The sequence below is a fragment of the Bisbaumannia pacifica genome (assembly GCF_007989625.1).
GTDB classification, from domain to species: domain Bacteria; phylum Pseudomonadota; class Gammaproteobacteria; order Pseudomonadales; family Halomonadaceae; genus Bisbaumannia; species Bisbaumannia pacifica.
In genome coordinates this window covers 76,601-103,021 of record NZ_BJUK01000001.1, presented here as the reverse complement: position 1 = coordinate 103,021, position 26,421 = coordinate 76,601, and the positions used below count along the sequence as shown (strand labels likewise).

The window sequence follows — 26,421 nt, the reverse complement described above, 5'->3', positions numbered from 1 at the left end:
GGATCGCTCAGCGCTGGCCGGCCAGGCGGGTAGCGGCGGGGAGGGCGTCGTCTTCCTCGGCGGGCGAGGCGTCATGGGTGGCCTCGTAGTCGCCGACCCGCTCGCGGATGGTGGCGAAATCGAAGTCCGGCTGACGACTCAGCAGGCTCATCACCACGCAGACCAGGGTGCTGGCGCCATAGGCGGTCAGCGAGGCCAGCAGCACCGTGTAGTCGCGCAGGAAACCGGTGGCGAAGAGCAGCATGGCGACCAGCGCCAGGGCGCCGGCGACAAAGCCCGCGGTGCGGCCGAGGAAGCCGAACACCATCAGGCCGATGATCACGCCACCGCCGATGCTGGCGAGCAGCTCGAAGAAGAGGCCGCTAGCGCCGCTCAGCGGGAGCAGCTCGAAACGCGCCGCGCAGAACAGCACCATGGCCACCAGCACCGAGGTGGTGAAGGCCTGGTTGGTGACCCGACGCCAGAAACAGCTGGCGATCACCGGGAAGACGATGGCGCCCCACAGTGCGCCGACGAAGACCAGCATCACCAGGATATCCAGCGAGAAGCTGGCGAAGACGATGCCCACCATGGTGGCGAGGATCATGGTCAGGCGCCCCACCAGCAGCATGCGCTTGGGGTCGGCCTGGCCGCGGGCGATGTTCTTGCCGTAGACGTCGGCCATCATGATCGCCGACAGCGCCGAGAGGTCGGAATCGGCGGTGGAGGAGAGCGAGCCGATCACCAGGATAAAGAACAGGGCGATAAAAAGCGGCGGCAGGTAGCCGGAGACCATCTGTGGAATCAGGTTGTTCATGTCGCCGTTCATGGGCTCGACGCCCAGGGTCAGGGCCATCAGGCCGATCATGCCGAGGCCGATGACGATGGCCCCGTAGCCGACGGTGGCGGTGAGGAAGGTCGGCTTGATGTGCTCCTCGTTCACCGCGAACAGGCGCTGGGAGATGGTCTGGTTGCCGATGGCGTAGGCCAGCACGGCGACGAAGAAGGGTGCGCCCTGGTTGAGGATGGCGTCCATGGAGAAGAAGTCGGCCTGCTCGGGCGTCAGGTTGTCGAGGCCGGCGACCAGCTCGGTGGGCCCGCCCATGGCGAAGAAGACCGCAGGAATGATCACCACGGCGATGGCCATCAGTGCCACCAGCTGGGCGAAGTCGGTCAGCACCGAGGCGCGGAAGCCCGACCACAGGGTATAGAGCAGTACGCCGACGCCGGCGATGATCACCCCGGCCTGGAAGGAGAGCGGCGAGAGCACCGAGACCAGGGCGCCGGCGGCGGTGAAGTTGACCATCAGGCTGATCACGCTGCCCAGCACGTTGGAGAGCGCCAGGATCAGCTGGCTGGAGCTGCCGTGGCGAGCATGGATCAGCTCGCCCAGGGTGTGGGCATTGGGCGCGAGCTTACGGAAGCGCCGGCCGAAGGGGTAGATGAAGAGGATCATCAGCGCGCCCCACAGGCCGTAGTGGATGGGGCCCGAGACGCCATAGGTATAGCCGGAGGTGGCGGCGGCGTAGAAGGAGGCGGCCCAGATCCAGGTGGCGGTCATGCTGGCGGCGCCGATACCGAAGCCGACCCGGTGATTGGAGACCATAAAGGCATCGGCATCCTCGTGTTTCTTGCGGATGCCGAGGGTCAGCAGGTAGGTGCCGCCATAGAAGGCCAGCAGCAGCAGGATTACGGTCGGGGTCGAGAATTGATAAAGCGATTCGCTGTTCAAGGGCAGTCCCTCGGTCGATGAAACGGAGGCGATCGGGGCGTGTCGAGCGAATCGACACGCCTATCGCGGTGATGTCATGACGGGGCACGCCTCGGGCGGGCATCAACGGCCGGGTACGGACGGCCGGTTCGGACGGCCGGTTCGGAGGGCGATCGGCAGAGCGATACCGCGGCGCAGGCAGTTTTTGGACCTGGCCTAGCGCGCGAGCACGGCAGTTGGCGCCCTGGAGAAGGCGTTACCCCGGGAAGGGGAGGCTGGGTGGCGGGCGGCGCGGCATGCACCGGCCCTCATCGGCATAGTGGCGCGACATGGATTCCTTCTCTCTCGATGGCGTCGTCGACGGTCAGTCGAAGGTACGGTGATCCAGTCTGCGGTGAGGCAAGACCAGGGGCCCGCGGATGGGGCCGCATGGGATCGATTGTGAGCCTTGTTGGTGATCCCGAGGGGCCATACCCTACTGAGCTCGCGGTAAAATGTCCAATCGGTCGAGATTGGGAGGGGAATGTCGCCCAGTGTCGTGAAACGCGTTCAGCGGTTGGCGGCGAGGCTGCCGGCCATCACCAGCATCGCCGCCAGCGGCAGGCGCCAGTCCGCCGTGGTCATGCCCGCCATCACCAGGAAGAGCGTGGCCAGTACCGGCACCCCATGGGCCAGGTGGCCCAGGCGCCGGCCCCGGGGATCCTGGAGGGCATGCTCCCAGGCCAGCATGGCCAGGCCATAGGGGCCCAGGCCCAGGGCGGCGGCGGCCAGCAGGGCCCGGGGATCCGGCGGGGCGATCCGTCCTTCGAGGGCCAGGCTGGCGGCGCCGGTGAGCAGGCTGGCGATCAGCAGCAGCCGGGGCAGGCGGTGGCGTAGGCCGAGCCCGGGATGGCCGCAGGCCAGGGAGTAGAGCGCCCAGCAGAGCGCCGTCAGCAGGGCCAGCAAATAGCCGCCCCAGGCCCCGGAGAGGCCGCCGGCCAGGGCCTCGGGGGCCACCAGCAGGGCGGCGCCGGCGAAGGCCAGGGCGCTCCCGCCCAGGGTCGCCGGGCGCAGGCGTCGCCGGGTCAGCCACTCACCGGCCAGCAGGAAGAGCAGCGGCCAGGTGTAGGTGATCAGCGCCGCTTCGGCTACCGGGGCCAGGCGTAGCGCCGCGAAGCAGGCGCCCACCGCGCCGACGATCAGCAGCGGCATGCCGAGATGCACCAGCCACCAGGACGCGCCGTCGAGGGTTGGCGTCCGGGCCCGCCTCCGGGCCATCGGCAGGGTGGCCAGGGCGCCCCCCAGCAGCGCCAGGCAGGCCAGGCGCAGCGGCGGCAGCGTCTCGGCGAGGCCGGCCAGCAGCGGGACCAGGGCCCAGAGCAGCACCGCCAGGCCGGCGGCGGCGGGGCCCTGCCAGGTTGAGTGATGGCGTGCGGGAGTCGCTGTCTGCATGGTCGGGGTTCCTGCCGGGGATGATGACGATGGCAGCCTATCCGTTCCATACTCATCATAAAATCGATCTTTTTTGATCCAATTCATCAATGCTGGTGATGTATCGATGCGTGCCGAGACCCTCGACCTGAGCCTGCTGCGCACCCTGGTGGCGGTGGCCGATACCGGTAGCGTGACCGCCGCCGCCCGGCGCCTGGCCTATACCCAGTCCACCGTCAGCATGCAGTTGCGGCGCCTGGAGGAGGCCCTCGGCGTGGCGCTCCACGAGCGGGAGGGGCGGCGCATCCGCTTTACCGCCGAGGGCCAGCGCCTGCTGGGCCATGCCCGCCGCCTGCTGGCCCTCAACGACGAGGCGCTGGCCGATATGCGCACCCGTCGGGTGGTGGGGGAACTGACGCTGGGGATTCCCGAGGACTATGCGTCCCTGTTGACCTCGGTGTTCGCCTACTTCCATCAGCTCTATCCCGAGGTGCGCCTGCAGGTGGTCTGTGCCACCAGCGCCGACCTGGTGGGGCGGGTGCGCCAGGGCGAGCTGGACCTGGCCCTGGTGACCCGCCAGCGCCATTCGCCGGGGGGCGAGGTGATCCGCCGCGAGCCCCTGGCCTGGGCGGTGGGCAGCCGGCGGCAGCCGTCGCTGCTGGACCCCCTGCCGCTGGCGCTCTACTCGCCGGGGGCGGACCTGTTCCGCGAAGTGGCCGAGCAGGTACTGGCCGCCGCCGGCCGCGACTGGCGCCTCGCCTATACCAGCCAGTCCATGGCTGGCCTGACGCCGGTGGTGCAGGCGGGCCTGGCCATCGTGGTGGTGACCCGGAGCATGCTGACGCCGGAGCTGCGGGTGCTGGAGGCGAGCAGCGGCCTGCCGCCCCTGCCCGCCGTGGAGCTGGCCCTGCATCGGCCGCCGCACCGCCCCGCGGAGCCCGCCCGGCGCCTGGCCGAGCTGATCCGCGAGCAGCTCTCGCCAGGCAGCGAAGGGAGCTGACGAATCGAGGGGGCGGCGGGGAATGGTGGCCAGCCTTCGCGGTCATCCGTAGAGTAAGCGCCATCGTCCGATTGCGGAGCCCGCCATGTTTCCCGACTTCACCCTGCGCTATGCCCGCCTGCCGGCGCACTTCTACGAGCCCTTCACCCCCGTCCCGGTGGCGGCGCCGCGGCTGTTTGCCTTCAACCGCCCGCTGGCCGAGGAACTGGGCTTCGATGTGACCGCCTTCGACGAGGCTCAGGCCACTGCCTGGTTCTCCGGTAATGAAGTGCCACCCGGCGCCGAACCCCTCGCCCAGGCCTATGCCGGCCACCAGTTCGGTGGCTTCAATCCGCGCCTCGGCGACGGCCGGGCGGTACTGCTGGGGGAGGTCTCCGACCGGGAGGGACGACTTAGGGATATCCAGCTCAAGGGCGCCGGGCGAACGCCCTTTTCGCGGGGCGGCGACGGCCGCTCGCCGCTTGGGCCGGTGCTACGGGAGTACCTGGTGAGCGAGGCCATGCACCGCCTCGGCGTGCCCACCACCCGGGCCCTGGCTGCGGTGACCAGCGGCGAGCGGGTGTTTCGCGGCCTGCCCGAGCCCGGCGCCATCTTGACCCGGGTGGCCTCGAGCCATATCCGCGTGGGGACCTTCCAGTACTTCGCTGCCCGGGGCGACCAGGAGGCGGTGAAGACCCTCGCCGACCTGGTGATCGAGCGTCACTATCCGAGCCTGCGTGAGCAGGAGGAGGGCGAGCGCTACCTGGCCCTGGTGGCGGCGGTCCAGGCCCGGCAGATCCGTTTGGTGGCCCAATGGATGGGCCTCGGCTTTATTCACGGGGTGATGAACACCGACAACTGCAGCATCGCCGGCGAGACCATCGACTACGGCCCCTGTGCCTTTATGGAGGCCTATGACCCGCGCACGGTGTTCAGCTCGGTGGACGATGGCGGCCGCTACGCCTATCGCAACCAGCCGTGGATCGCCCAGTGGAACCTGGCGCGGCTGGCAGAGACCCTGCTGCTGCTGATCGACGCCGACCAGGAGCGCGGCATCGCCCGGGCCACCGAGCTGATCCAGGCCTTCGAGCCGGCCTACGAGGCCGAGTGGCTGGCGGTATTCCGCGCCAAGCTGGGGCTGATGACCGACGAGGAGGGCGACCGGGAACTGGTCGAGGCCCTGCTCGAGGCGCTGCACGCCGGCCGCGCCGACTTCACCCTGAGCTTCCGGTACCTTGCCGAGGCGCTCGAGGCGGACGCCCCGTCGCTGCTCGAACTGTTCGAGAACGATGCGGCGCTGCGCCGTTGGCTGCCCCGCTGGCGCGAGCGTCTCACCCGGGAGGGCGTCGACGCCTCCGTCATCGCTGAGCGGATCAGGGCGGTGAACCCGCTGTATATTCCCCGCAACCACCAGGTGGCGGCGGCGATCGCCGCCGCGGAGGACGACGACTTCGCCCCCTTCGAGTCCCTGCGCCAGGTACTCGCCGAGCCCTTCGCCGCGCAGCCCGGTCGCGACGCCTATGCGCGGCCCGCGGCCCCCGCCGAGCGGGTCTTCCGCACCTTCTGCGGCACCTGAGGCCAGGCCATGAAATACACCGATATCTCCATCGCCCGTAAGCTCAAGTTCCATCAGCTGATGGTGCTCGATCAGGTGGTGCAGAGCGGCTCGATGCTGCGCGCCGCCCAGGCCCTCAACCTGACCCAGCCGGCGGTCACCAAGGTGATCCACGACCTGGAGAGCTACTTCGATGCGCCCCTGCTGGTGCGCGGCAATCGGGGGGTCAGGTCCACCGAGCTGGGCGAGCTGGTGCTCAAGCGCGCCAAGGGGCTGCTCGCCGAGCTGCGCAGCCTCACCGATGAGGTCAACGCCTTCCAGGCGGGCACCAGCGGCCAGGTGGTGGTGGGCACCCTGATCTCGGCGTCGGTATCGCTGTTGCCCAGGGCGATCCGTCTGCTCAAGCAGCGGGCGCCGGGGGTGATGGTCTCGCTGCGGGTGGGGCAGATGGACCAGCTCTTTCCGGCCCTGGCGGTGGGGGACCTGGACCTGGTGGTGGGGCGCATCCCCGACGACTGGCAATGGCGGGACGAGGCCGGCGAGTTGACGGTGGCATCGCTCTACAACGAGGGGCTCAGCGTGGTGGCGGGGGCCGAGCATCCGTTGCATGGCGAGTCGGCGCTGCGCCTGGCGGACCTGCAGGGCTCCCCCTGGGTGCTGCCGACCCGGGAGTCGCTGCTCAGGCGCACCGCCGACCGGCTCTTCGCCGAGGCGGGGCTGAGCCTGCCGCAGAACGTGGTGGAGTCCCTCTCCATCCTCACCAACCTGGCACTGATGCAGGATCAGCAGACCATCGCCCTGATGCCCCAGGAGGCGGCGCGCCCCTTTACCGAGGCGGGGTTGCTCAAGGAATTCGACCTGGGCGAGTCGTTGATCTTCGGCGATATCGGCTGCTTCTTCGCCTCGGGGCGGGAACTGGGGCCGGCGGCGCGGCTATTTCGCGAATGCCTGGAGCGGGTGAGCGAGGCCGATGGCGAGTCGTTGCTCCCTGGTATTTAAATTGGGAATATCTGAAGCCTCTAGTTTTATTATCGGTTAATATCAGGTCTGGTTAGACTCGATCCGAAACAAGCCATCACGCCGTTTCGGAGAAGACCGTGTCGACCCCAGCCCCTCAGCTCCTCAATTATGTCGGCGGCGAGTTTCTCGCCACCGACCAGACCTTCCCCAATGTCTCGCCCATCGATGGCCGCCTGCTGAGCCGGGTCTGCGAGGCCGACGAGGCCCTGGTGGGGCGCGCCGTGGCCGCCGCCAAGGCCGCCCAGTCGGGCCCCTGGAGCCGCACCAGCGCCAGCGAGCGGGCCGATCTGCTGATGCGCATTGCCGATGGCATCGAAGGCCGTTTCGAGGAGTTCGTGGCCGCCGAGGTGGCCGATACCGGCCGCCCGGTGTCGCAGGCCCGGCGCCTGGATATCGCCCGTGGGGTGCACAACTTCCGTACCTTCGCCGAGCTGATTCGCCAGTCCGGCGGCGACTACTTCGAGATGCGCGCCGCCGACGGCAGCGATGTCTTCAGCTACACGGTGCGCAAGCCCCATGGGGTGGTGGCGATCATCTCGCCCTGGAACCTGCCGATGCTGCTGCTCACCTGGAAGGTGGCGCCGGCCCTGGCCTGCGGCAACTCGGTGGTGGTCAAGCCCTCCGAGGAGTCCCCCTCCACCGCCAGCCTGCTGGCCGAGGTGATTCACGCGGCGGGCCTGCCCGAGGGGGTCTTCAACCTGGTTCACGGCTTCGGCCCGGGCTCCGCCGGTGAGTTTCTCACCACGCATCCCGACGTGGACGCCATCACCTTTACCGGCGAGTCGCGCACCGGCAGCGAGATCATGAAGGTGGCCGCCGAGGGGGTGCGGGACGTCTCCTTCGAGCTGGGCGGCAAGAACGCCGCCGTGGTCTTCGCCGACTGCGATTTCGAGGCGGCGGTGGCCGGCGTGGCCCGCTCCAGCTTCACCAACTCCGGCCAGGTCTGCCTGTGCTCCGAACGCGTCTATGTGGAGCGCCCGATCTTCGAGCGCTTCGTGGCCGCCCTCAAGGAGAAGGCCGAGGGCCTGAAGATCGGTTATCCGGACGAGCCCGGCGTCGACATGGGCTCAATGATCTCTCGGCAGCACCGCGACAAGGTGCTCGGCTACTTCGACCTGGCTCGCGAGGAGGGCGCCACCGTGGTGACCGGTGGCGAGGTGCCCGAGTTCGGCGACGCCCGCGATCAGGGCGCCTATGTGCGACCCACCATCTGGACCGGCCTGCCCGACGATGCCCGCTGCGTGCAGGAAGAGGTGTTCGGCCCGGTCTGCCATATCGCCCCCTTCGATCGCGAGGAAGAGGTGGTCGAGCGGGTCAATGGCACCGCCTATGGCCTGGCCACGGCGCTGTGGACCCGCGACCTGGGCCGCGCCCATCGCCTCTCCCGCCGGTTCCATGTGGGCATGGTGTGGGTCAACACCTGGTTCCTGCGTGACCTGCGCACTCCCTTCGGCGGCGCCCGTCTCTCCGGCCTGGGCCGCGAGGGGGGCCGCCACTCCCTCGATTTCTATTCCGAACTGACCACCATCTGCGTCAACCCGTGAGCGAGGAGATTCTCATGCATTCTGCCCTGATCGAGGCCGCCGAGCGCCTCCGCCAGGCCCAGGCCACGGGCCGGCCCTGCGCCCCGGTGCGCGAGCTGATCGCCGCCGCCCAGGCCGATGAGGCCGGTGCCGATCCGGTGGCCCTGGCCTACGCCGTCCAGCAGCACAACACCCGCCTGGCCCGCGAGCAAGGACGCCGCCGGGTCGGCTTCAAGGTCGGCCTCACCTCGCGTGCGGTGCAGCAGCAGCTGGGGGTCGATCAGCCCGATTTCGGCGTGCTCTTCGCCGACATGGCGGTGGGCGACGGCCAGCCGATCGCCGCGGAGGCCGTGCTGCAGCCCAAGGTGGAGGCGGAGATCGCCCTGGTGCTGGGCCGCGACCTCGATCACGAGCGCCACACCCTGGCCGACCTGATCCGCGCCACCGACTTCGCCCTGCCGGCCATCGAGGTGGTGGGTAGTCGCATCGCCGACTGGGATATCCGCCTCGCCGATACCATCGCCGACAACGCCTCCTCCGGGGCCTTCGTGCTGGGCAGTCGCCCGGTCAGGCTCGAGGCCCTCGATCTGGTGCGCTGCGGCATGAAGCTGACCCGCCGCGGCGAGCCGGTCTCGGTGGGCGCCGGGGCCGCTTGCCTCGACAACCCCCTCAATGCCGCCGTCTGGCTGGCCGACACCATGGCGCGCTTCGGCGAGCCGCTGCGTGCCGGCGATGTCCTGCTGACCGGTGCCCTGGGGCCCATGGTGGCCGCCGCGCCGGGGGATGTCTTCCACGCCGAAATCCAGGGCCTGGGCAGCGTGACCGCCGCCTTCGCCCAGTCACAGTGAGGGGAGCGACCATGAGCAAGAAGGTAAAAGTGGCCATCATCGGTTCCGGCAATATCGGTACCGACCTGATGATCAAGATCCTGCGTCACGGCGAGTCCCTGGAGATGGGCGCCATGGTCGGCATCGACCCGGCCTCCGATGGCCTGGCCCGTGCCGCCAAGCTCGGCGTGCCGACCACCGCCGAGGGCATCGACGGCCTGCTGGCGATGGACCATATCGACGAGATCAAGATCGCCTTCGATGCCACCTCCGCCGGCGCCCACCGGCGCCACAATGCGCTGCTCCAGGCCCGCGGCATCAAGGTGGTCGATCTGACCCCGGCGGCCATCGGCCCCTACGTGATCCCGCCGATCAATATGGACGAGCACCTGGACGCCGCCAATATCAACATGGTCACCTGCGGCGGCCAGGCCACCATTCCCATGGTGGCGGCGGTCTCCCGGGTCACCAGGGTGCACTACGGCGAGATCGTGGCGTCGATTTCCAGCCGCTCCGCCGGCCCCGGCACCCGCGCCAATATCGACGAGTTCACCGAGACCACCTCCCAGGCCATCGAGAGCTGTGGCGGCGCCGCCAAGGGCAAGGCGATCATCGTCCTCAACCCCGCCGAGCCGCCGCTGATCATGCGCGACAGCGTCTTCATCCTCGCCGAGGAAGCCGACCGGGACGCCATCGAGGCCTCCATCAACGCCATGGCGAAGGCGGTGCAGGCCTATGTGCCGGGCTATCGCCTCAAGCAGCGGGTGCAGTTCGAGTCGGTGCCGGCCGAGCGCCCGGTCAACCTGCCGGGCCTGGGCCCGACTCACGGCCTCAAGGTCTCCATCTTCCTCGAGGTGGAGGGCGCGGCCCACTACCTGCCCGCCTATGCCGGCAACCTGGACATCATGACCTCCGCCGCCAAGGCCTGTGCCGAGCGCCTCGCCGCCACCCGCCTGCTGGCCGCCACCGCCTGAGGAGACCCATCATGAGCAAGAAGCTGTATATCTCCGACGTGACCCTGCGCGATGGCAGCCATGCGGTGCGTCACCAGTACGGCCTGGAAGATGCGAAACGCATCGCCCGCGCCCTCGACGCCGCCCGGGTCGACTCCATCGAGGTGGCTCACGGCGACGGCCTGCAGGGGGCGAGCTTCAACTATGGCTTCGGCGCCCACAGCGATGTGGAGTGGATCGCCGCGGTGGCCGAGGTGGTGGAACACGCCATGATCACCACCCTGCTGCTGCCGGGCATCGGTACCGTGCATGACCTGGAGGCCGCCTATGCCGCCGGTGCCCGCGGGGCGCGTATCGCCACCCACTGCACCGAGGCCGATGTCTCCCGCCAGCATATCGAGCACGCCCGTAAGCTCGGCATGGACACCGTGGGCTTTTTGATGATGAGCCATATGCAGACGCCCCAGGGCCTCGCCGAGCAGGGCAAGCTGATGGAGTCCTACGGCGCCCAGACCATCTATGTGGTGGATTCCGGTGGCGCCCTGACCATGGACGGGGTGCGCGAGCGCTTCTGGGCCATGAAGGACGTTCTCGACCCGGCCACCCAGCTCGGCATTCACGCCCACCACAACCTGAGCCTCGGCGTGGCCAACTCCATCGTCGCGGTGGAGGAGGGCTGTGACCGGGTCGATGCCAGCCTGGCCGGCATGGGCGCCGGCGCCGGCAATGCTCCCCTGGAGGTGTTTATCGCCGCCGCCGAGCGCCTGGGCTGGGATCACGGCACCGACCTCTACACCCTGATGGACGCCGCCGACGATATCGTGCGCCCGCTGCAGGACCGCCCGGTGCGGGTCGATCGGGAGACCCTGGCGCTGGGCTATGCTGGCGTCTACTCCAGCTTCCTGCGCCACGCCGAGGCCGCCGCCGAGCGTTATGGCCTCAAGACCGTGGACATCCTGGTGGAGCTGGGCCGCCGCAAGATGGTCGGCGGCCAGGAGGACATGATCGTCGACGTGGCCCTGGACCTGCTGGCCAAGCAAGGAGCAAGCGCATGAGCATCGAGATTTCCAGTATCGCCGAGGCGCTGGACCAGGCGGCCCGCCGCGCCAAGCCGCTGGCCCAGTTCAGCCCCCATACGCCCTTCAGCCTGGATCAGGCCTATGAGATCCAGCGCGCCTCCATGCAGCGCCGCTACGACGACGGCGAGCGCCGCATCGGCATCAAGCTGGGCTTCACCAGCCGCGCCAAGATGCAGCAGATGGGCGTCGACAGCCTGATCTGGGGCTGGCTCACCGACGCCATGCTCGAGGCGGACGGCGGCGAGGTGGCGCTGTCGCGCTATATCCACCCCCGCGCCGAGCCGGAGGTGTGCTTTTTGGTGGGACGCACCATCGACCGCCCGCTGACCCTGCTGGAGGCGGCCGACCATATCGAGGCGGTGGCCCCGGCCATCGAGATCATCGACTCCCGCTACGAGGCCTTCAAGTTCAGCCTCGAGGACGTGGTGGCCGACAACTGCTCCTCCTCCGGCCTGGTGGTGGGGCCCTGGTCCCGGGACCTCGCGGGCCTCGACAACGCCGGGGTGCTGATGCGCCTGGACGGCCAGCTGGTACAGGCCGGCTCCACCGCGGCGATTCTCGGCAACCCCCTGCGTAGCCTGGTCGAGGCCGCCAAGCTGGTCAGCGAGGCGGGGCTCAGCCTGCCCGCCGGCAGCCTGATCATGGCCGGCGCCGCCACCGCCGCCGAGGCGCTGCGCCCCGGTGTCCACGTCAGCGTGGACGTGGCCGGCTTCGGCGAGACCGCCTTCACCTGCGTCTAACTACCCAAGAACAAGGAGCCTGTCATGAGCCACAATCGTGCCACCCTGGTCGAGGGCAAGGCCAAGCCGCGGGGCGCCTTCCCCCATATCAAGCGCGCCGGCGACTTCCTGTTCGTCTCCGGCACCAGTTCGCGCCGCCCCGACAATAGCTTCGAGGGCGTCGAGGTGGACGAGATGGGCACCACCCGGCTCGATATCCGTGCCCAGACCCGGGCGGTGATCGAGAACATTCGCGACATCCTGGCCAGCGAAGGGGCGAGCCTCACCGATGTAGTGGAGATCAGCAGCTACCTGGTCGATATGAACGACTTCGGCGGTTATAACGCCGTCTATGCCGAGTTCTTCGACGAGACCGGCCCGACCCGCACCACGGTGGCGGTGCATCAGCTGCCGCATCCCCACCTGCGCATCGAGATCAAGGCCATCGCCTATTCGCCCCGCGAGGAGAACGCATAATGGACAAGCACCACTACAGCCCGCCGCTCAACTTCCATCGCTGGCTCGAGGAGCATGCCCATCTGCTCGAGCCCCCGGTAGGCAACCGGCAGATCTGGGCCGACAGCGATTACATGGTCACCGTGGTGGGTGGGCCCAACCAGCGCACCGACTTCCACGACGACCCGGTGGAAGAGTTCTTCTACCAGTTCAAGGGCAACGCCTACCTGAACATCTGGGACCGCGGCCGCTACGAGCGGGTCGAGCTCCGGGAAGGCGATATCTACCTGATGGCGCCGCATGTGATCCACTCGCCCCAGCGCCCGGAGCCCGGCAGCCTCTGCCTGGTGATCGAGAAGACCCGCCCCGAGGGGCTGCATGATGCCCTGCAGTGGTCCTGTGCCCGCTGCGGCAATGTCATCAAGCGCTACGAGATGCAACTGGAGAGCATCGTTGCCGACCTGCCGCCGGTCTACGAGCGCTTCTACGCCACCTCCGAGGAGGAGCGTCGCTGCAGCGAGTGTGGCGAGATCCATCCGGGGCGCGACTGGGAGACCTGGCACCGCATGCTGCATGAGGTGCATGGCCAATGAAGATCGATATCCACTCTCACTTCATGCCGCCGATCAGCCAGGCCGAGGCGGCCCGCCTAGACCCCGCGCGGGCGCCCTGGCTGAAGACCGAGGGACGCGGCGGCCAGATCATGGTCGGCGACAGGCCCTTCCGGCCGGTCAACGACCTGCTCTGGGATCCCGAGCGGCGCGTGGGTTACCTGGACGAGCAGGGCCTCGATGTCCAGATCATGTGTGCCACCCCGGTGATGTTCGGCTACGACCAGCCGGTGGCGCGGGCCCTGCCCTGGGCTCAGCTGATGAACGACAAGGCCCTGGAGATGGCCGCCTTCGCACCGGATCGCCTCAAGGTGCTGGCCCAGGTGCCGCTGCAGGACATCGATGCCGCCTGCCGCGAGGCGAGCCGCGCCGTGGCCGCCGGCCATCTGGGCGTGCAGATCGGCAATCACGTGGGGCCCAAGGACCTCGACGAGGAGGGGCTGGTCACCTTCCTGCAGCACTGCGCCGCCGAGGGGATCCCACTGCTGGTGCACCCCTGGGACATGATGACCGACGGGCGCATGAAGCGGTGGATGCTGCCCTGGCTGGTGGCCATGCCCGCGGAGACCCAGCTCGGCATCCTCTCGCTGATCCTCTCCGGGGCCTTCGAGCGTATTCCCGAGTCGCTGAAGCTGTGCTTCGCCCATGGTGGCGGCGGCTTCCCCTACCTGCTGGGGCGCGTCGATAACGCCTGGCGCCATCGGGACATCGTCCGCCAGGACTGCCCGAAGCTGCCCTCCAGCTACGTCAAGCGCTTCTACGTGGACTCGGCGGTCTTCGACGATGGCGCCCTGCGCCTGCTGGTGGACGTGATGGGCGGCGACCGGGTGATGCTCGGCTCCGATGCGCCCTTCCCTCTGGGAGAGCAGTCCATTGGTGCCGGGGTCGGCGAGCACCCGACCCTGAGCGCGGCGGACAAGTCGCGGATCCTGGCCGGCAATGCCCGGGAGTTTTTCGGGATTTAGGTGGCGGGGGCAGTAGCGTCGGGGAAGCCACGCCCTTTGGTATTCCATATAAAAATACCAGTGCCCGGTTAATTTATTTTTGGATTATATCCGTGCTGGCTAGACTCCCGAGACAGGGGGAATTACACGCGGATCGGGCCCTGGTGATGTCACTACAAGAGGTCGAGATACCCTGATGAACAACTTCAACAAGATCGCATCGACGGCTCTGGCCCTGGGCCTGACCCTGGCGTCCTGGAACGCCCAGGCCCGGGATTTCCGACTGGGCCTGATCACCCCGCCCTCCCACCTCTGGACCCAGGCCGCCGAGGGCCTCGGCGAGGAGCTCGCCGAGGCCAGCGCCGGCGAGCATAGCGTCAGCGTCTTCCCCTCCCAGCAATTGGGCAATGAGGCGCAGATGGTGCAGCAGCTGCAGGCCGGCTCCCTGGACATGGCCTTCCTGACCATCGCCGAAATCTCCAATCGTATCCCCGATTTCGGTGCCCTCTATGCGCCCTACCTGGTGAATGACGTGGCCCACGCGGCGCGCCTGCTGCGCTCGGACGTGGCCGGCGAGCTGCTCGAGCTGATGCCCGCCCAGACCGGTCTGGTGGGCGTCGGCTACGGCATGTCCGGCATGCGTCAGATCCTTAGTCGTGACCCCATCGCTTCGCCGCAGGATCTCGAGGGACAGCGCCTGCGTATCACCCCCTTCGAGCCGATCCGCGACTTCTATCTGGCCGCCGGCACCGCACCCACCCCGCTGCCGCTGCCGGACGTCTACGACGCCCTGGCCAACGGCCAGGTGGACGCCATCGACATGGACTTCGAGGCCATCGAGGCACTCAAGTTCTACGACCAGGCCGAGCACCTGCTGATCTCCAACCACATGATGTTCCCCATGGTCGGGGTGGTCTCCGGGCGCGTCTGGCGCGAGCTCTCCGGCGAGGATCGCGAGCTGATCATCACCACCATGAACGCCCACCTGGATGGCGTGATCGATAGCGTTCTGGAGCGTGAGCCGGCCCAGGAGGCCGCCCTGCGCGCCCTGGACCTCACCATCACCGAGGCCGACGAGGCGTTCTTCCGGGAGGCCATCGCCCAGTGGGAGGCGACCTGGAACCAGCGCGCACCGGCCCTCGAGACGCTGCGCCAGGCCGCGGCGGTGCTCGAGGTCGAGTGATGCATCATCCAATGCCCCGGGGTCGCCCGGGTTGGGGCTCCCTATGCTGAAGCAATTCTCCCAGGGGCTGGCCCGGGTCGAGATCGTCGTCGCCGCGCTGCTGGCGGCGCTGATCACCGGGCTGATCCTGCTCAATATCCTGACCCGGGCCCTGGGCACGCCGCTCTACTGGGTCAACGAGCTGGCCATTCACGCCATGGTATGGATGACCTTCCTGACCACCTCGGTGGTGCTCAAGCGTCGCGAGGGCGTCGCCGTGACCCTACTGCTGGATGCCCTGCCGGCCTGCCCGCAGGCCATCGTCCGGGCATTGGTGGATGCCGTCATCCTCGGCTTCGCCGGCTTGTTGCTGTGGCTCTGCTGGCGCTGGTATGACCCCGTGGCGCTGTGGGAAGCGGGCTTCGATATCGGCGCCTTCCAGGGGGAGACCTTCAACTTCATCTATTCCGAACGCACCAGCACCCTGGGGCTGCCCAAGTTCTGGTCCTGGCTCTGCCTGCCGCTCTTCTCGGCGTCCCTGGGAGTGCATGGCCTGGTCAACCTGATCGATAGCCTCAAGGGCCTCGCGGCCCGGCAAAGGAGGTTGGCATGACCCTCGCCATCTTCGCTCTCCTGCTGCTGGGCGCCGTGCCCATCGCCCTGGTGCTGGCCCTCTCGGCGGCCTGGTATATCGTCGACTCCGGCAATACCCTGCTGTTCGCCTCCTATCCGCAGCAACTGTTCGGGGCGATCGAAAATTACGGCCTGCTGGCGATTCCGCTGTTTATGCTCGCCGGCGAACTGATGAACGAAGGCGGCCTGACCCGGCGACTGATCGACCTGGCGCGGATCCTGGTGGGCGGCTTCCGCGGCGGCCTGGTGTATATCAACCTGGTGGCCAATATGATGATGGCGGCCATCGTCGGCTCGGCGGCCTCGCAGATCGCCATCATGTCCCGGGCCATGGTTCCGGCCATGGAGCGGGAGGGCTACGACACGCCCTTCGCGGCGGCGGTCACCGCGGCCGGTGGCCTGATGTCGCCGATCATCCCGCCGTCGATGCTCTTCGTGCTGTTCGGGGTGATCGCCCAGGTACCGATCGCCGAGATGTTTATCGCCGGTATCCTGCCGGGGCTGCTGATGGCTGGGCTCTTCTTCCTGGCCATTACTGCCGTGGGCCTGGTGCAGCAGTACCCCAGGGGTGACTGGCCGAGCCGTGCCCAGGCCAAGCGCTATCTGCTGATGGGCCTGCCGGCGATGTCGATTCCGCTGATCATCATCGGCGGGATCCTCTCGGGGCTGGCCACGCCCACCGAGTCGGCGGCACTCGCTTCCCTGGCGGCGCTGCTGATCGGCCGCTATGTCTACCGCGACCTGAGCCTGGCGAGTTTGCCGCGGCTGCTCGAGCGCACCGCCATCAATGCCGGCCTGGTGATCATGCTGATCGCTGCCGCCGGGGTGTTCGGCTGGGTGGTCGTCTACGAGCAGCTACCACAGATGGCCGCCGCCTGGATCGCTTCCCTGACCACCGACCCCTTCGTCTTCCTGCTGCTGGTCATCGGCATCCTCCTGCTGGTGGGCATGATCGTGGATGGCATCGCCGCCCTGATCCTGGTGGTGCCGATCCTGCTGCCCATCGCCACCCAGCAGTTCGACATCACTGCTTACCAGTTCGGGGTGGTGGTCTCCCTGACCCTGGTACTGGGGTTACTGACGCCGCCGGTGGGGGCGGGGCTCTTTATCAGTGCCTCCATGACCGGGGTGCCGCCATTGCGCATCTTCCGGGCCCTGCTGCCGTTCCTGCTGATGAGCCTGGTGGCCCTGGTGCTGCTGGCCTGGCAGCCCTGGTTGACCCTGGCATTGTTGTAATTTTCGCGGAATGCCTCGCGGCAAAGCGCTTGTGCAGCCATGCACAAGCGCTTTGCCTTATTGGGCGTTGTTCGCCAACGATGGCCCTGTCTACACTCGATGAGGCCGTATTGGCTTTACCTAATGGTCCGGCCGATCGGCGAATAACGACAAGAATTCCGGGTTGGCCTGGCGATGGCGCCGGTTGCCCAGGCGGGCGGGAGTCTGTCTAGGCGTGCATTCGGGCACGGGCTGACCGATCACAAGGAGCACGCAACAATGACAAGACGAGTGAGCCTCGCGGTATCCAGCCTGGTCGCCGGCATCGCCCTGGCGGGCCTTTCCAGCACCGCCCAGGCCCAGCAGCAGTGGACCATGACCACCACCTGGCCCGACAGCCTGGCGCTGATCGAGATCGACCGCCACTGGGTCGAGCTGGCCAACCTCTTGACCGGCGACGAGCTGCAGATCGAATTTCACGCCGGCGGCACCCTGATGCCCGGCACCGAGGTCTTCGATGCCACCGAGAGCGGCAGCATCGAGGCCGCCGGCGACTGGCCCGGCTACTGGGCCGGCCGCAACTCCGCCTTCTCGCCCCTGGGCACCACCACCAGCCTGTTCAATGCCGTGGATTACATGAACTGGATCCTCGAGTGGGGCGGCTTCGACCTCTACCAGGAGATCTACGGCGAGTATGATCTGGTCTACCTGCCCTACGGCATCACCAACAACGAATCGGGCTTCATGGGACGCACTCCCATCGAGAGCCTGGCCGACCTGGACGGCAAGCGGCTGCGCCTCTCCGGCCGCGACCAGGGCCGGGTGCTGGAGCAGCTGGGCGGTTCCCAGGTGACCCTCTCCGGCGGCGAGATCTACCAGGCCGTGGAGCGGGGCGTGGTGGATGGTGCCGAGTTCTCCACCCCGGGGGTCGATTTCGGTGCCGGCTTCGCCGAGGTGGTGGACTACTGGGCGGTGCCTGGCTGGCACCAGAGCGCCAGCGTCTTCGGGGTGATGATCAACCGCGACGCCTGGGACGCTCTCTCCGAGGAGACCCAGCAGAAGCTGCGCATCGCCGCCGAGGCCACCATGGCCTGGTCCCTGGCCTGGTCCGAGCGGGGCTCCACCGAGGGCACCGAGGCCTTCGTCGACGCCGGGGTCGAGATCTCCCAGTTCTCCGACGAGGACCTGGCGCGCATCCAGGAGATCACCAACGCGGTGATCCTGCAGGGCGCCTGCGAGAATCCCACGCATGCCCGGGTCTACCACTCCATGGTCGGCTACCTGGAGCACTACGCCAGCTGGCGCGATATTTCCGCGCCCTTCAACATGAGCCGAAGCCACGACAACCTGCCTTCCCTGGCGGAGCTCGAGGCCTGCCTCTAGGCGCCTGCTTGCGCTCAGCCCCATAAGGCCCGCCCATCGGGCGGGCCCTTCCCCGCCGCGCTTTGTCTTGCCTAGAGGAGGTCGTGATGGAGGCCATCGCCAAGGTCATTGATCTGATCAATGAGTGGTTCGGTCGCCTGTTGGCACCGCTGATCGCGGTGATCGCCCTGGTGGTGCTCTACGATATCGGCCTGCGTTTCTTCAGCGGTCGTCCCAGCGACTGGGCCTTCGATATCACCAAGATGCTGTTCGGCGCTCACTTCATGCTGCTGGCGGCCTATGGGCTGCGTCACCACGCCCATGTGGAGGTGGACGTGATCAAGCGCCTGCTGTCACGGCGCAAGCAGGCGGTGCTGGAGATCCTCGGCTACCTGATCTTCTTCGTGCCCTTTATCTACCTGCTGCTCAGCCATGGCTGGAGCTTCTTTATGCGTTCCTTCAGCCGCGGCGAGACCACCTACGGCATGGTGGCCATCCCGGTCTATCCGGTGAAGGCGGTGATCGTGATCGCCGCCGTGGCCATCTTATTGCAGGCCATCGCCGTGGTGATCCGCGCCATCCTCGAACTACGCCGGGAGGAGACGCCATGAGCGCCGAGCCGTTGACCCTGTTTATGTTCGCCGGCCTGCTGGTGGGACTCTTCATGGGCCATCCCCTGGCCTTCGTGTTGGGCGGCGTGGCGGTGATGGCGGCCTACCTGGGGCCCGGGCCCCAGGTGCTGGGCTCCATCATCAACAACCTCTACGGGCGGGCCATGGACAACTATGTGCTGGTGGCCATCCCGCTGTTCATCCTGATGGCGCGCTTTCTCAACGACTCCGGGGTTACCGAGAAGATGTTCCAGGTGATGCGCCTGTTGCTAGGGCGGGTGCGCGGCGGCCTGGCGCTGACCGTGGTGATCGTCTCGGTGCTGCTGGCCGCCACCACCGGCATCGTCGGTGCCTCCATCGCGGTGATGGGAATGATCGCCCTGGTACCGATGCTGCGCCACGGCTACCACACCCAGCTCAGCACCGGGGTGATCATGGCCAGCGGCTGCCTGGGTATCCTGATCCCGCCCAGCATCATGCTGATCCTGATGGCCAGCTACTCGCCGGTCTCGGTGGGGGCGCTGTTCGCCGGGGCCCTGGTGCCGGGGCTGCTGCTGGGTACCCTCTATGCCCTCTATGTGCTGGTGGTGTGCTTCTTCAAGCCCGAGTACGGCCCGCCGGTGGGCGCGGAGGAGCGCGCCGAGACCGGGCTCGGCGAGCTGCTGGTGATGCTGATCAAGTACGTGCTGCCGCCCATGGGGCTGATCCTCGGCGTGCTGGGGGCGCTGTTCACCGGCATCGCCACCGCCACCGAGGCATCGGCCATCGGCGTGCTGCTGGCCTTCGTGCTGTTCCTGGTGTTCGGCGATCGCAAACCGCGCACCTGCTACCGCAGCTTCCTGGAGGCGAGCAAGACCACCACCATGGTGATGTTCGTGCTGGTGGGCGCCACCGCCTTCACCGGGGTCTTCACCCGGGGCGGCGGCATGCGGGTGATCCAGGAGCTGGTGATGGCGATGCCCGGCGGCACCGCCGGGGCCCTGCTGCTGATGCTGCTGCTGGTCTTCGTGCTGGGCATGTTCCTCGACTGGACCGGCATCGTGCTGCTCAGCTTCCCGATCATGCTGCCCATCGTCGAGGCCATGGGCGTGGACCTGCTGTGGTTCGTGGTGATGGTGGCGGTGGTGCTGCAGACCTCCTTCCTGACGCCCCCCTTCGGCTATGCACTCTTCTACCTCAAGGGGGTGGCCCCGCCCGGGGTGGAGATCGTCCATCTTTATAAGGCGGTGATTCCCTTCTGCCTGCTGATCCTGCTGGCCTGTGGGTTGCTGGCCCTCTTCCCGAGCCTGGTGACCGGGCTGCCGGCGCTGCTGCTGGGCTGACTTTCGAAAACCACCGCAAGGAGTGACTATCATGAAAATCGCCTTTATCGGCCTGGGTAATATGGGCGCCCCCATGGCCACCAACCTGGTCGCCGCCGGCCATGACCTGCATGTCTTCGATCTCTCGGCCGAGGCGATGCGTGCCCTGGGCGAGGCCGGGGCCAGCGTCGCCGCGAGCGCCGCGGCGGCGGTCGAGGGCGCCGCGGTGGTGATCTCCATGCTGCCCGCCGGGGCCCATGTGAAGGGGCTCTACCTGGGCCGCGACGGGGCACCGGGGCTGCTGGCGAGCCTCGCTGCCGAGACCCTGATCATCGATGCCTCCACCATCGCCCCGGAGGACGCCCGGGAGGTGGCGGCGGCCGCCGCCGAGCATGGCCTGGACTACTTGGATGCGCCGGTCTCCGGCGGGGTGGGGGGCGCCAAGGCGGGCACCCTGACCTTTATCGTCGGCGGCAGCGAGGCGGGCTTCACCAAGGCGCGGCCGGTGCTGGAGGGCATGGGCAAGAACATCTTCCATGCCGGCGCGGTGGGCGCCGGTCAGGTGGCCAAGATCTGCAACAACATGCTGCTGGGTATCCTGATGAGCGGCACCGCCGAGGCCCTGGCCCTGGGGGTGGAGAACGGCCTCGACCCGGCGGTGCTCTCCGAGATCATGCGCCAGAGCAGCGGCGGCAACTGGGTGCTCAACGGCTATAACCCCTGGCCCGGGGTGATGGAGAACGCGGCGGCCTCCCGGGGCTATCAGGGCGGCTTCCTCACCAACCTGATGGCCAAGGACCTGGGGCTGGCCTGGGAACTGGCGCTGGGTTCCCGCTCGGCGGTGCCCATGGGCTCCCAGGCCCGCAACCTCTTCGCCCTGCACGCCAAGGCGCATGGCGAGCTCGACTTCTCCAGCATCCTCAAGCTCTATCGCCACGACGACTGAGGCCGCGGCAACGGCACGGCGGGGCGAACATTTGTTCGCCCCGCCGTGCTAGAGTAGGGCCTTCGACGGCAGCCCCAGGCGGAGGCAAGCAGCAGATGGAGACACCCCCCCAGAAAGCGACCCTGAGCCCGGACGATCGTGACTTCGTCACCGCTCTGGCCAGCGGCCTCGAGGTGATCCAGGCCTTCGACGAGGGCCATCCGCACATGACCCTGAGCGAGGTGGCCGCCCGCACCGGCATGAACCGCGCCAAGGCGCGGCGCTTCCTGCTGACCCTGCATGCCCTGGGCTATGTGCGTAAACAGGGGCGCAGCTTCGAGCTGGCGCCGAAGGTGCTGCAGCTCGGTTATGCCTTCCTCTCGGCCAACGACTACCGCGGCGTGATCCAGCAGTACCTGGAGGAGATCACCGCCGAGAGCGGCGAGTCCTCCTCCCTGGGGGTGCTGGACGGCGACGAGGTGACCTATGTGGCGCGCTCGGCGGCCCGCCATCGGCTAATGGCCATCACCCTCTCGGTGGGCACCCGGCTGCCGGCGGCCTACACCTCCATGGGCCGGGTACTGCTGGCCCAGTTGCCGCCCGCGGAGCTCGACGCCTACCTGGCGCGGGTGACCCTGGAACCGCATACCGAGCGCAGCGTCACCGACCCGGCCACCCTACGTGCGCGTATCGACGAGGCCCGCGAGCAGGGTTACGCCATCGTCGACCAGGAGCTGGACCCGGGGCTGCGTTCCCTGGCGGTGCCGGCCTTCGACGGCGGCGGCAAGCTGATCGGCGCCATCAACGTCAGCACCAATGCCGCGCGGATCGACCTCGAGGCCCTGACCCAGCGGCTGCTGCCGCTATTGCAGCAGACGGCGCGGCGTATCCGCGACGCCGTGCAGCGCTGAGGGTGCCATAACGACGAAGGCGCCGATGGGAGACCATCGGCGCCTTCGTCGTTATGGCGGCCTTACTGCAGCGGTGCGGCGGCCGAGCGCTTGAGGGTCTCGGAGGGCAGCTCGCCGTAGCGCGCCTTGTACTCCTTGGAGAAGCGTCCCAGCTGCTGGAAGCCGCAATCCATGGCGATGCTCGAGACGCTCTCGTTGGGGGCGGATCGTTCCAGGCGCTGGCGCACATAGTCGAAGCGCAACTGGCGGAAGTAGGCGATGGGAGAGACCCCGTAGTGGGTGTGGAAGTCCCGGTAGAGTCGCTCCCGGGAGACGCCGGCGGCCCGCTCCAGGTCGGCCAGCCCCAGGGGGCGATCCAGGGACTCGTGCAGCAGGGCCTCCAGCTCGCCGAGGTAGGCGGGGCGCCCCTGCTGGCGACCCAGCAGCTCGCTGGTGTAGTTGTGGGGCTGGGTATAGAGCAAGCTGGTGATCAGCGAGTTCTCGAAGTTGCTCCACACCTCGGGGATATCGCATAGCGAGCCCTCGGCATGCAGCATCTCCTGCAGGTTGGCGACCATCTGCCACCACTCCTTCACCGTGCCGCTCAGCGGCATGCGCGGATCGAAGATCACCGGTTGCGATAGCTGGCGACGCAGCAGCTGCGACAGCTTGTGTTCCAGGGCCTGGCGGGAGAGGCGCACCAGGCGTTTCTGGCACTGCTCGTCCATGCTCAGGCGCAGCGGCTGGCTGGGCGAGATGATCGCGCCCACGGCGGCATCGGAGTCGAAGGCCGCGCCCTGGTACTCGATGCTCTGAGTTCCCTGCAGGGGCAGGCTGATGCTGTAGCTGTGGGTCAGGTCGGCGATGCCGACGGTCACCCGGGTCGCGTACTCGATGGTGCCGATGGAGACATGGCCGAGGCGGGTGCCCTGGTGGCGAAAGCTGAGCTGACGCGGCTGTGGCACCTCCAGGCGATGGGGGCCATTGATCTGGCACATCCAGCGGCAGGCCGAGTCGGGGTGACGAAACTCGGCGGCGATCTGTTGTCGGGTCAGGGGTACGGTCATGGTTCCTCCTGGCCTCGCCGCATTAGTCGTTATGATGGGGTCGTATGACCCGGGGCGGTCGAGGCGTTGTTCGCATATCGTTCTTGGGTACGTATTGCGAACTGGCATTGTTATTCTGCCATCCTGGCCAGGCGATGGCCAATCACCTAAAGGTATCCCCTTTCGGCGTCGAGGGGAAACCGAGGCCCCCGAGTCGTTCGCTAGGGGGTGTCCTGCCCCTTGCCTCGTCGCGTCTCGCTCGGGGATTCACCGAACGCCTGCCGATAGGCGAGGCTGAAGCGGCCCATATGGGTAAAGCCCCAGCTCATGGCGATATCGGTGATCGATGCCGAGCCCTGCTCCGCGAGCAGGGCCTGCCTGACCCGCCGCAGGCGCACCTGGCGCAGGGTCTCCATGGGGCTCTGGTGGCGAAAGTCGTGGAAGCCGGCATAGAGGGTGCGCAGGCTGACGCCCGCCACCGTCGCCAGCTGCGCCGGGGTCAAGGGCTCCTGGGCATGGGCCTCGATGTACTCTTCCACGCGCTTGACGTGCCGCGGGGCGAGCCGCTTGTCTCCCTGGCGCAGCGCCTCGCTGTAGTTATGGGGCTGGGTGGTCAGCAGGGTATGGATGATCAGCTGCTCGAGCTGGGGGGCGATCAGCGGATCCCGGTCGGCCTCCGGCGACTCCCCGAGCAGCCGGGTGACATAGGCGATGAGGTTGAACCAGCTCGGGGTGTCACGCCAGCGCAGGGCCGGGTGAAAACTCAAGGGGCGGCGCAGGGGGCGTCCCAGGAACTGGCCGCAGGCCTGTTCCAGTGCGTCGCGCTCGATACGCAGCATCAACTGATCGCAATCATCGCTCCAATGCATCCTGAGCCGGGCCGTGGGATTGAGCACCGAGGCCAGGCCCGCCCCCGAGGCCACTCGCTCGTCGTCGCTGTCGATCCGGGCCAGCCCCTGGAGGGGCATCTGGATCAGGTAGAAGCCCTCGAGCCGCTCCGGGTCGATGCGCACCGCGCCGCCATAGGCCAGGCGGTTATAGGAGACGCGGCCCAGGGTCACCGAATGCAGGCGGGCGGCCAACTGACCGCCGCGGCTCAGCGGCTCCAGGCGATGTGGCTTGAAGACACTGGCGACGCTCTGCTGCGCCTCTTCCGCGGCGGTCGAGCGGAACACCAGGCGCCGATGGTCCTCCATCAGGGCTCGCTTCAGCCAGTCGGGTAGTGGCTCGTGCGTTGTCATGGGGGGCTCGCTTGTTGTTGTTATGTGCCCGCGTCAGGGACGGGCAACGTCATGCCCTTGCAGTATAAGGGGCGCTTTTCCTGATTCGCGTCGTGGAAAAGCACTTTTTGCACTCAGCGGATAGTGGTCGCACTCAGCGGATCGTGGCGTGCCCGATCCCTTGCCTAAGGTGGTGGCGTGGATTCCCGCAATGACCCGCCAACAACAACACCAGGAGGCATCGGCATGGGCACTTCCATCGACATCAAGGCCGCGGATGGCAGCGGCAGTTTCAGCGGTTATCTGGCCATTCCGGCCTCCGGCAGCGGTCCGGGGATCGTGTTGCTGCAGGAGATCTTCGGCGTCAATGGCACCATCCGCGAGATCGCCGATTACTACGCCGAAGAGGGCTATGTGGTGCTGGCCCCGGACCTGTTCTGGCGCCAGGAAGCCGGGGTCGAGCTCGACTATACCGCGGAGGATTGGCAGCGCGCCTTCGGCTTCTACCAGGGCTTCGATCAGGATCGCGGCATCGAGGATATCGCCGCCGCCATCGCGGCCCTGCGTTCGCGCCCCGAGTGCAGCGGCCAGGTGGGGGCGCTGGGCTTCTGCCTGGGGGCTCGCCTGGCCTACCTGACCGCCTGTCGCTGCGACGTGGACGTGGCCGTGGGCTACTACGGCATGGGCATCGAGAATCACCTGGACGAGGCGGCCTCGATTCGCGGCCGCCTGGTGCTGCACTTCGCCGAGCAGGACGAGTACTGCCCCGCCGCCGCCCGCCAGGATATCGAAGCCGCCCTGGACCAGCGGGACAACGTCGAGCTCTATCGCTATCCGGGGGTCGATCATGCCTTCGCCCGGCCCCGTTCCGAGCACTACCACAAGCCCTCCGCGCTGATGGCTCACCAGCGCTCGGTGGCGGCCTTCCGCCAGGCGATGGGACCCCACTACGACCTCTCGGCGCTGTGGGACAAGCACTGCGAGTACGAGTTTTCCACCCGCAACGTGGACGACACCATGGCCACCATGGTCGCCGAGCCCTATGTGAACCATATCCCGACCCTGACCGGCGGGGTGGGCTACCGGGAGCTCTATCGCTTCTACAAGCACCACTTCGTCGACAGCAACCCCGACGACACCACCCTGATTCCGCTGTCGCGGACCGTCGGCGCCACCCAGATCGTCGACGAGCTGCTGTTCTGCTTTACCCACGACCGGGAGATCGACTGGCTGCTGCCGGGGATCGCCCCCACCGGCAACTACGTGGAGATCCCCCTGGTCGCCATCGTCAAGTTCCGCGGCGACAAGCTCTACCACGAACACATCTACTGGGATCAGGCCTCGCTGCTGGTGCAGGTCGGGGTGCTTGACCCCGCCGGGCTGCCGGTGGCCGGCCGCGAGACCGCCGCCAAGCTGCTCGACGAGACCCTGCCGTCCAATGCCTTGATGCCCACCTGGGCCGATAGCGCCAACCGCTGAGGGAAGGAAGGAGCGTCTCATGGAATCACTGCACAAGCGCAGCGTCATCATCACCGGCGGGGCCACCCTGATCGGCCAGGCCCTGGCCGAGGCCTTCGTGGCGGCGGGCAGCCAGGTCGCCATCCTCGATATCGATGCGGCGGCCGGGGCGGCCCTGGCCGACCGACTGGGGCCGGCGGCGCGTTTCATCGCCACCGACATCACTCGTGACGATCAGCTCCTGGCGGCGGTGGCGCGGGTCGAGGCGGAGGTCGGCGGGATCGACATCCTGGTCAACCTGGCCTGCAGCTACCTGGACGAAGGCCTGGCCTCGTCCCGGGCCGATTGGCTGACGGCCCTGGACATCAACCTGGTCAGCGCGGTCATGGCCGCCAAGGCCGTGCACCCGGCCCTGCGCCGTCGTGGGGGCGGCGTGATCGTCAACTTCAGCAGCATCTCGGCCGAGGTGGCCCAGACCGGGCGCTGGCTCTACCCGGCCAGCAAGGCGGCGATGCGTCAGCTGACCCGCAGCATGGCCCTCGACCTGGCCGAGGAGGGCATCCGCGTCAACTCGGTGTCGCCGGGCTGGACCTGGTCGCGGCTGATCGAGGAGGTCAGCGGCGGCGACCGGGCGCGCACCGACCGGGTGGCGGGGGACTTCCATATGCTCGGCCGCGCCGGGGACCCGGCGGAGGTCGCCCAGGTGGTGCTCTTCCTCTGCTCCGAACGGGCCAGCTTCGTCACCGGTGCCGACTACGCCGTGGATGGCGGTTACTCGGCGCTGGGCCCGGAGCAGCGCGTAGCGGCGATCCCGCGGCTCGCCGGCTGACTT

At 67.9% G+C, this 26,421-nt stretch carries 25 protein-coding genes; 21 read left to right on the top strand and 4 right to left on the bottom strand.

The genetic code is table 11. The features are described 5' to 3' along the window. Positions 1-7: 7 nt before the first annotated feature. Positions 8-1,711: a sodium:solute symporter family protein gene (locus HPA02_RS00470; RefSeq protein WP_146800767.1), complete on the bottom strand. Its 1,704-nt coding sequence runs from the start codon at positions 1,709-1,711 to the stop codon at positions 8-10. 528 nt (positions 1,712-2,239) lie between these two features. Further along, complete coding sequence (locus HPA02_RS00465) at positions 2,240-3,121, bottom strand: DMT family transporter (RefSeq protein ID WP_146800765.1); 882 nt, start codon at positions 3,119-3,121, stop codon at positions 2,240-2,242. A gap of 106 nt (positions 3,122-3,227) precedes the next feature. On the opposite strand from HPA02_RS00465, the gene HPA02_RS00460 reads away from it, so the two are divergent. From HPA02_RS00460 to HPA02_RS00370, 19 genes are all read left to right on the top strand, one after another. Beyond that, positions 3,228-4,100, top strand: a complete 873-nt coding sequence (locus HPA02_RS00460; RefSeq protein ID WP_146800763.1) for a LysR substrate-binding domain-containing protein — start codon at positions 3,228-3,230, stop codon at positions 4,098-4,100. 85 nt (positions 4,101-4,185) lie between these two features. After that, positions 4,186-5,655, top strand: a complete 1,470-nt coding sequence (locus tag HPA02_RS00455) for a protein adenylyltransferase SelO (protein WP_146800761.1) — start codon at positions 4,186-4,188, stop codon at positions 5,653-5,655. A gap of 9 nt (positions 5,656-5,664) precedes the next feature. Continuing rightward, positions 5,665-6,633, top strand: a complete 969-nt coding sequence (locus HPA02_RS00450; protein ID WP_146800759.1) for a LysR substrate-binding domain-containing protein — start codon at positions 5,665-5,667, stop codon at positions 6,631-6,633. Positions 6,634-6,731: 98 nt separating this feature from the next. Continuing rightward, positions 6,732-8,198, top strand: a complete 1,467-nt coding sequence (locus HPA02_RS00445) for a 2-hydroxymuconic semialdehyde dehydrogenase (RefSeq protein ID WP_146800757.1) — start codon at positions 6,732-6,734, stop codon at positions 8,196-8,198. Positions 8,199-8,212: 14 nt separating this feature from the next. Further along, positions 8,213-9,025, top strand: coding sequence for a 2-keto-4-pentenoate hydratase (locus tag HPA02_RS00440; RefSeq protein ID WP_146800754.1), 813 nt, complete (start codon positions 8,213-8,215; stop codon positions 9,023-9,025). 11 nt (positions 9,026-9,036) lie between these two features. Continuing rightward, positions 9,037-9,978: an acetaldehyde dehydrogenase (acetylating) gene (locus tag HPA02_RS00435; RefSeq protein WP_146800752.1), complete on the top strand. Its 942-nt coding sequence runs from the start codon at positions 9,037-9,039 to the stop codon at positions 9,976-9,978. An 11-nt stretch (positions 9,979-9,989) separates the two neighbouring features. Beyond that, positions 9,990-11,012, top strand: a complete 1,023-nt coding sequence (gene dmpG, locus HPA02_RS00430; RefSeq protein WP_146800750.1) for a 4-hydroxy-2-oxovalerate aldolase — start codon at positions 9,990-9,992, stop codon at positions 11,010-11,012. Beyond that, complete coding sequence (locus HPA02_RS00425) at positions 11,009-11,776, top strand: 2-keto-4-pentenoate hydratase (RefSeq protein WP_146800747.1); 768 nt, start codon at positions 11,009-11,011, stop codon at positions 11,774-11,776. The genes dmpG and HPA02_RS00425 overlap by 4 nt, the downstream gene beginning before the upstream one ends. 24 nt (positions 11,777-11,800) lie before the next feature. Next, positions 11,801-12,232, top strand: coding sequence for a RidA family protein (locus HPA02_RS00420; RefSeq protein WP_146800745.1), 432 nt, complete (start codon positions 11,801-11,803; stop codon positions 12,230-12,232). Beyond that, positions 12,232-12,804, top strand: a complete 573-nt coding sequence (locus HPA02_RS00415; RefSeq protein WP_146800743.1) for a 3-hydroxyanthranilate 3,4-dioxygenase — start codon at positions 12,232-12,234, stop codon at positions 12,802-12,804. Before HPA02_RS00420 ends, HPA02_RS00415 begins: the two co-directional genes overlap by 1 nt. After that, positions 12,801-13,787 carry an amidohydrolase family protein gene (locus HPA02_RS00410; protein WP_146800741.1) on the top strand — a complete coding sequence of 329 codons (987 nt, stop codon included), beginning with the start codon at positions 12,801-12,803 and terminating at the stop codon, positions 13,785-13,787. Before HPA02_RS00415 ends, HPA02_RS00410 begins: the two co-directional genes overlap by 4 nt. Positions 13,788-13,962: 175 nt before the next feature. Next, entirely contained in the window at positions 13,963-14,949 is a 987-nt protein-coding gene (locus tag HPA02_RS00405; RefSeq protein WP_146800739.1) for a TRAP transporter substrate-binding protein, read from the top strand. A gap of 43 nt (positions 14,950-14,992) precedes the next feature. Continuing rightward, positions 14,993-15,541: a TRAP transporter small permease gene (locus HPA02_RS00400; RefSeq protein ID WP_146800737.1), complete on the top strand. Its 549-nt coding sequence runs from the start codon at positions 14,993-14,995 to the stop codon at positions 15,539-15,541. Further along, positions 15,538-16,797 carry a TRAP transporter large permease gene (locus HPA02_RS00395; protein ID WP_146800735.1) on the top strand — a complete coding sequence of 420 codons (1,260 nt, stop codon included), beginning with the start codon at positions 15,538-15,540 and terminating at the stop codon, positions 16,795-16,797. The genes HPA02_RS00400 and HPA02_RS00395 overlap by 4 nt, the downstream gene beginning before the upstream one ends. Before the next feature lie 258 nt (positions 16,798-17,055). Beyond that, positions 17,056-18,159 (top strand): TRAP transporter substrate-binding protein DctP, encoded by a 1,104-nt coding sequence (gene dctP, locus HPA02_RS00390; protein WP_146800733.1) that lies wholly within the window; start codon positions 17,056-17,058, stop codon positions 18,157-18,159. An 86-nt stretch (positions 18,160-18,245) separates the two neighbouring features. Further along, positions 18,246-18,749 carry a TRAP transporter small permease subunit gene (locus HPA02_RS00385; protein ID WP_146800731.1) on the top strand — a complete coding sequence of 168 codons (504 nt, stop codon included), beginning with the start codon at positions 18,246-18,248 and terminating at the stop codon, positions 18,747-18,749. Further along, on the top strand, positions 18,746-20,071 hold the full coding sequence (locus HPA02_RS00380) for a TRAP transporter large permease (RefSeq protein ID WP_146800729.1): 1,326 nt from the start codon (positions 18,746-18,748) through the stop codon (positions 20,069-20,071). Before HPA02_RS00385 ends, HPA02_RS00380 begins: the two co-directional genes overlap by 4 nt. Before the next feature lie 31 nt (positions 20,072-20,102). Next, positions 20,103-20,996, top strand: a complete 894-nt coding sequence (mmsB, locus tag HPA02_RS00375) for a 3-hydroxyisobutyrate dehydrogenase (protein ID WP_186809890.1) — start codon at positions 20,103-20,105, stop codon at positions 20,994-20,996. 95 nt (positions 20,997-21,091) lie between these two features. Then, positions 21,092-21,886 (top strand): IclR family transcriptional regulator domain-containing protein, encoded by a 795-nt coding sequence (locus HPA02_RS00370; protein ID WP_146800727.1) that lies wholly within the window; start codon positions 21,092-21,094, stop codon positions 21,884-21,886. 62 nt (positions 21,887-21,948) lie between these two features. Here HPA02_RS00370 and HPA02_RS00365 read toward each other — a convergent pair whose 3' ends face one another. Next, entirely contained in the window at positions 21,949-22,932 is a 984-nt protein-coding gene (locus HPA02_RS00365; RefSeq protein WP_186809889.1) for an AraC family transcriptional regulator, read from the bottom strand. A 200-nt stretch (positions 22,933-23,132) separates the two neighbouring features. Beyond that, entirely contained in the window at positions 23,133-24,152 is a 1,020-nt protein-coding gene (locus HPA02_RS00360) for an AraC family transcriptional regulator (protein WP_146800723.1), read from the bottom strand. A 225-nt stretch (positions 24,153-24,377) separates the two neighbouring features. Here HPA02_RS00360 and HPA02_RS00355 point away from each other — a divergent pair, with 225 nt between their 5' ends. Continuing rightward, on the top strand, positions 24,378-25,610 hold the full coding sequence (locus HPA02_RS00355) for a dienelactone hydrolase family protein (RefSeq protein ID WP_146800721.1): 1,233 nt from the start codon (positions 24,378-24,380) through the stop codon (positions 25,608-25,610). Between the two features lie 19 nt (positions 25,611-25,629). Beyond that, positions 25,630-26,418 (top strand): SDR family oxidoreductase, encoded by a 789-nt coding sequence (locus HPA02_RS00350; protein ID WP_146800719.1) that lies wholly within the window; start codon positions 25,630-25,632, stop codon positions 26,416-26,418. The last annotated feature ends 3 nt before the right edge of the window (positions 26,419-26,421 follow it).

Bases quoted from the DNA above. Each gene is read 5' to 3' on its own strand.
- HPA02_RS00395 (WP_146800735.1), top strand. From the start codon at position 15,538: ATGACCCTCGCCATCTTCGCTCTCCTGCTGCTGGGCGCCGTGCCCATC.
- HPA02_RS00455 (WP_146800761.1), top strand. From the start codon at position 4,186: ATGTTTCCCGACTTCACCCTGCGCTATGCCCGCCTGCCGGCGCACTTC.
- HPA02_RS00435 (WP_146800752.1), top strand. From the start codon at position 9,037: ATGAGCAAGAAGGTAAAAGTGGCCATCATCGGTTCCGGCAATATCGGT.
- HPA02_RS00465 (WP_146800765.1), bottom strand. From the start codon at position 3,121: ATGCAGACAGCGACTCCCGCACGCCATCACTCAACCTGGCAGGGCCCC.
- HPA02_RS00365 (WP_186809889.1), bottom strand. From the start codon at position 22,932: ATGACCGTACCCCTGACCCGACAACAGATCGCCGCCGAGTTTCGTCAC.
- mmsB (WP_186809890.1), top strand. From the start codon at position 20,103: ATGAAAATCGCCTTTATCGGCCTGGGTAATATGGGCGCCCCCATGGCC.
- dmpG (WP_146800750.1), top strand. From the start codon at position 9,990: ATGAGCAAGAAGCTGTATATCTCCGACGTGACCCTGCGCGATGGCAGC.
- HPA02_RS00370 (WP_146800727.1), top strand. From the start codon at position 21,092: ATGGAGACACCCCCCCAGAAAGCGACCCTGAGCCCGGACGATCGTGAC.
- HPA02_RS00460 (WP_146800763.1), top strand. From the start codon at position 3,228: ATGCGTGCCGAGACCCTCGACCTGAGCCTGCTGCGCACCCTGGTGGCG.
- dctP (WP_146800733.1), top strand. From the start codon at position 17,056: ATGACAAGACGAGTGAGCCTCGCGGTATCCAGCCTGGTCGCCGGCATC.
- HPA02_RS00400 (WP_146800737.1), top strand. From the start codon at position 14,993: ATGCTGAAGCAATTCTCCCAGGGGCTGGCCCGGGTCGAGATCGTCGTC.
- HPA02_RS00360 (WP_146800723.1), bottom strand. From the start codon at position 24,152: ATGACAACGCACGAGCCACTACCCGACTGGCTGAAGCGAGCCCTGATG.
- HPA02_RS00355 (WP_146800721.1), top strand. From the start codon at position 24,378: ATGGGCACTTCCATCGACATCAAGGCCGCGGATGGCAGCGGCAGTTTC.
- HPA02_RS00440 (WP_146800754.1), top strand. From the start codon at position 8,213: ATGCATTCTGCCCTGATCGAGGCCGCCGAGCGCCTCCGCCAGGCCCAG.
- HPA02_RS00410 (WP_146800741.1), top strand. From the start codon at position 12,801: ATGAAGATCGATATCCACTCTCACTTCATGCCGCCGATCAGCCAGGCC.
- HPA02_RS00420 (WP_146800745.1), top strand. From the start codon at position 11,801: ATGAGCCACAATCGTGCCACCCTGGTCGAGGGCAAGGCCAAGCCGCGG.
- HPA02_RS00380 (WP_146800729.1), top strand. From the start codon at position 18,746: ATGAGCGCCGAGCCGTTGACCCTGTTTATGTTCGCCGGCCTGCTGGTG.
- HPA02_RS00385 (WP_146800731.1), top strand. From the start codon at position 18,246: ATGGAGGCCATCGCCAAGGTCATTGATCTGATCAATGAGTGGTTCGGT.
- HPA02_RS00350 (WP_146800719.1), top strand. From the start codon at position 25,630: ATGGAATCACTGCACAAGCGCAGCGTCATCATCACCGGCGGGGCCACC.
- HPA02_RS00415 (WP_146800743.1), top strand. From the start codon at position 12,232: ATGGACAAGCACCACTACAGCCCGCCGCTCAACTTCCATCGCTGGCTC.
- HPA02_RS00405 (WP_146800739.1), top strand. From the start codon at position 13,963: ATGAACAACTTCAACAAGATCGCATCGACGGCTCTGGCCCTGGGCCTG.
- HPA02_RS00450 (WP_146800759.1), top strand. From the start codon at position 5,665: ATGAAATACACCGATATCTCCATCGCCCGTAAGCTCAAGTTCCATCAG.
- HPA02_RS00425 (WP_146800747.1), top strand. From the start codon at position 11,009: ATGAGCATCGAGATTTCCAGTATCGCCGAGGCGCTGGACCAGGCGGCC.